Source organism: Martinezella tropici, from assembly GCF_008370325.1.
In the GTDB taxonomy this organism is placed as follows: domain Bacteria; phylum Pseudomonadota; class Alphaproteobacteria; order Rhizobiales; family Rhizobiaceae; genus Rhizobium; species Rhizobium tropici_B.
In genome coordinates, this window is sequence record NZ_VNIP01000031.1 from 1 (window position 1) to 3108 (window position 3108).

At 58.7% G+C, this 3108-nt stretch carries 4 protein-coding genes; 3 read left to right on the top strand and 1 reads right to left on the bottom strand.

Features of this window, described 5'->3' with window-relative positions; translation table 11 throughout:
• Positions 1-480, top strand: a 480-nt coding sequence (locus FP026_RS30000) for a methyl-accepting chemotaxis protein (RefSeq protein ID WP_246665495.1), incomplete at its 5' end; no start/stop codon positions are given.
• On the opposite strand, the gene FP026_RS30005 is transcribed toward FP026_RS30000, so the two are convergent.
• Entirely contained in the window at positions 456-713 is a 258-nt protein-coding gene (locus FP026_RS30005) for a hypothetical protein (RefSeq protein WP_149633097.1), read from the bottom strand. The two genes, FP026_RS30000 and FP026_RS30005, sit on opposite strands and share 25 nt — an antisense overlap.
• An 88-nt stretch (positions 714-801) precedes the next feature.
• Here FP026_RS30005 and FP026_RS30010 point away from each other — a divergent pair, with 88 nt between their 5' ends.
• Both FP026_RS30010 and FP026_RS30015 read left to right on the top strand, forming a co-directional pair.
• A complete protein-coding gene (locus FP026_RS30010; protein ID WP_149633098.1) occupies positions 802-1674 on the top strand; it encodes a LysR family transcriptional regulator in 873 nt (290 codons plus the stop codon).
• Positions 1675-1859: 185 nt separating this feature from the next.
• Complete coding sequence (locus FP026_RS30015) at positions 1860-2948, top strand: polyamine ABC transporter substrate-binding protein (RefSeq protein WP_246665214.1); 1089 nt, start codon at positions 1860-1862, stop codon at positions 2946-2948.
• Positions 2949-3108 lie beyond the last annotated feature (160 nt).

Genomic DNA, 3108 nt, shown 5'->3' on the forward strand with positions numbered 1-3108 from the left:
TTCCAGACAAATCTTCTGGCGCTCAATGCCGGCATCGAAGCCGCCCGCGCTGGCGACGCCGGTAAAGGTTTCGCCGTTGTCGCCATGGAGGTACGCGAGCTGGCACAGCGCTCGGCCGCTGCCGCCAAGGAAATCAAGGGGCTGATCAACAAGTCGACCGAGGAGGTCGCCTCCGGTTCGCAGTTCGTGCAGGAGGCCGGCTCGGTGCTGGCGCAGATCAGCAGCCAGATCGTCACGATCAGCCAGCATGTGGAAATGATCGCCCATGCCAGCCACGATCAGGCAAGCGCGCTGCAGGAGGTCAATTCCTCGGTCAATCACATGGATCAGATGACGCAGCAGAATGCCGGCATGGTGGAGGAAACCACGGCAGCAAGCCGCGAGCTAGCCTCCGAAGCCGACGCCCTGTTGCACCTGATCCAGCAGTTCAAGATCGAAGCCGGATACAGCGTCGGTTATATTCGGGAGCAAGCAGCCTGACCGCTGCAACTGTTGCCATCACGGGCGGATCGGCCAATTTTCGGCCGGTCCGCCTTTCCTATTGGCTTGCGATGAGCGCTTAAGGCGGCGATCATCCGTTCGATCCACAGGAAAAGGCGCGGCGTTTCGTGCCCATAGTCGAGGTAGAAGAGATCCTCTTTTTGGCGCCATTGCTCTTCGCGCGTCTGGCTTTGTATTTCGATGGCCTTGGCCAAAGCGATGCTTTCCAGCATGAGACGTCTCCATGGTTTGAGGCATCGCCTTAACTACACATGAGAATTTGCTTTATAAACGGCCGTTTTCGCCCTATGTTTTTCAATTATGAAAAATACCACCTGGGATTCCTATCAGCTCTTCCTCGATGTCGCCCGCGGCGGCGGACTGACGGGAGCGGTCGCTTCGAGCGGCCTAAGCCCGGCAACGATCGGTCGGCGGATGCTGGAACTGGAGGGACAGATCGGCCGCCCCCTCTTCGAACGCAGCCAGGCCGGCTACACGCTGACTGGTGACGGCCAGGCGCTATTCGATCAGCTGCTGGAAATGGAGGCCGCCGCCCGCAAGGTCGACAGTTGGCAGCGCGATGCCCAGGGCATGTCCGTCGTCCGCATCACTGCCGGCACATGGATCGGCTGGCTGCTCAGTCAGAACATGCCGACGATCTGTTCGGAGCGGGATGGATTCCGCATCGATCTGCATCTCGGCGAGCGACGCGTCAGCCTTGCCCATCGCGAGAGTGACATAGGCATCCGCGCATTCGAGCCGGAGGAGGCGAATCTCGCGGCCATCAAGATCGGTGATGTCGCCTATGCCGCCTATCAGGCCCGCAATATCCGCTTTGTCGGCCCACAGCGCTGGATCGCGGTGGCGGAGGAAGAGGCGGTGTCGGCCTATCTGCGCTGGCCGCATCAAAACAGGCGGGAGGAGATCGCTTTCACGGTCACCCGCCCGCGCTCGCTTCATGATCTCGTGCTTGCGGGGTCGGGCATTGCGGTTCTGCCCTGCTTCGTCGGTGATCAGGAGCCGAGGCTGGAACGGGTTGGCGAGGAAATCCCGTCTCTCCGCCACCGGCAATGGATCGTCATGAACAATGCCGACCGTCACCGAAGGGAAATCCGCACCGTGGTCGACCGCATGGCCAAGCTCTTGAAAAGCCATGCCGAGCTTTTTGCGGGCAAGCGCCCGACCTATGCGTGACGGAACACCTCGACGTCTGCTTTCTCGTGCGTCCTGCGGACGGTGGACGGCAAAAATGCGAAAGAGTGTGAGCCCACGCTTTTCCCCTTGTCGCCTTCATATTTCCTTTCTAGTCTAACGGGAAAAACAGAGGGTTGGGTGTCGCCTGGATGCCCTTGAACAAAACAGGAGAGACTATGAAGTCCATGTTCGCACGGCTTGCAGCAACGGCGTTCGCGGTCGTTTCGCTGGCAACGGTCGCTCAGGCAGAAGACAAAGTCGTCAATATCTATAACTGGTCGGATTACATCGATAATTCGATCCTGTCGGATTTCACCAAGGAAACCGGCATCAAGGTCGTCTACGACACGTTCGATCAGAACGAGACCCTGGAAACCAAGTTGCTTGCGGGCAAGACCGGCTACGACGTCGTCGTGCCGACGGCCTATTTCCTGCAGCGCCAGATCAAGGCCGGCGTCTTCCAGAAGCTCGACAAGTCCAAACTGCCGAACATCTCCAACATGTGGGATACGGTGCAGCAGCGCATCGCCACTTACGATCCCGGCAACAAGTACGCCATCGACTATATGTGGGGCACCAGCGGCGTCGGTTACAATGTCGACAAGGTGAAGCAGATCCTCGGCACCGATGACGCGCCCGATATCGACGTGATCTTCGATCCCAAGCTTGCCGCCAAGTTCAAGGATTGCGGCATCTACATGCTGGATTCGCCGACCGACGTCATTCCGGCGGCCCTGCGTTATCTGGGTCTCGACCCGAATTCGACCAAGCAGGAAGACTTCAAGAAGGCCGAAGAGCTTTTGACGTCGATCCGGCCGTTCGTGCGCAAGTTTCACTCCTCCGAATATATCAACGCGCTGGCCAATGGCGACATCTGCATCGCCTTCGGCTATTCCGGTGATGTGTTGCAGGCCCGCAACCGTGCCGCCGAGGCCAAGAACGGCGTAAATATCAGCTATTCGATCCCCAAGAAGGGGGCGCAGATGTGGTTCGACGTCATGGCGATCCCCGCCGATGCACCGCATGTCGAAGAGGCCCATATCTTCCTCAACTACATCATGAAGCCGGAAGTCATCGCCAAGGCGAGCAACTTCACCGCCTATGCCAACGGCAACAAGGCGTCCCAGGAATTCGTGAGCAAGGACGTACTGGAAGATCCGGCCGTCTATCCGACCGATGCGGTCCGCGAGAAGTTGTTCACACTGACACCTTGGGATGCAAAAACGCAGCGCGTGGGGACGCGCTTGTGGACAAAGGTCACCACTGGCCAATAAATCGAAGCGGCCCGGACGGCAACGTCCGGGCCTTTCCTTATAAAGCAAAAATCGCGAGCGTGCCGGGGTGGGGAAGAGCCGGCGCCAAAACATTTCCAGGAAAAGTGGGCAGCGGTTGTCCGTGCGGAATGCGGAAAAACAAAAGATGGAGCGTTTCTGC

Coding starts and splice junctions, on each gene's coding strand:
- FP026_RS30005 (WP_149633097.1), bottom strand. CDS start 713: ATGCTGGAAAGCATCGCTTTGGCCAAGGCCATCGAAATACAAAGCCAG.
- FP026_RS30010 (WP_149633098.1), top strand. CDS start 802: ATGAAAAATACCACCTGGGATTCCTATCAGCTCTTCCTCGATGTCGCC.
- FP026_RS30015 (WP_246665214.1), top strand. CDS start 1,860: ATGTTCGCACGGCTTGCAGCAACGGCGTTCGCGGTCGTTTCGCTGGCA.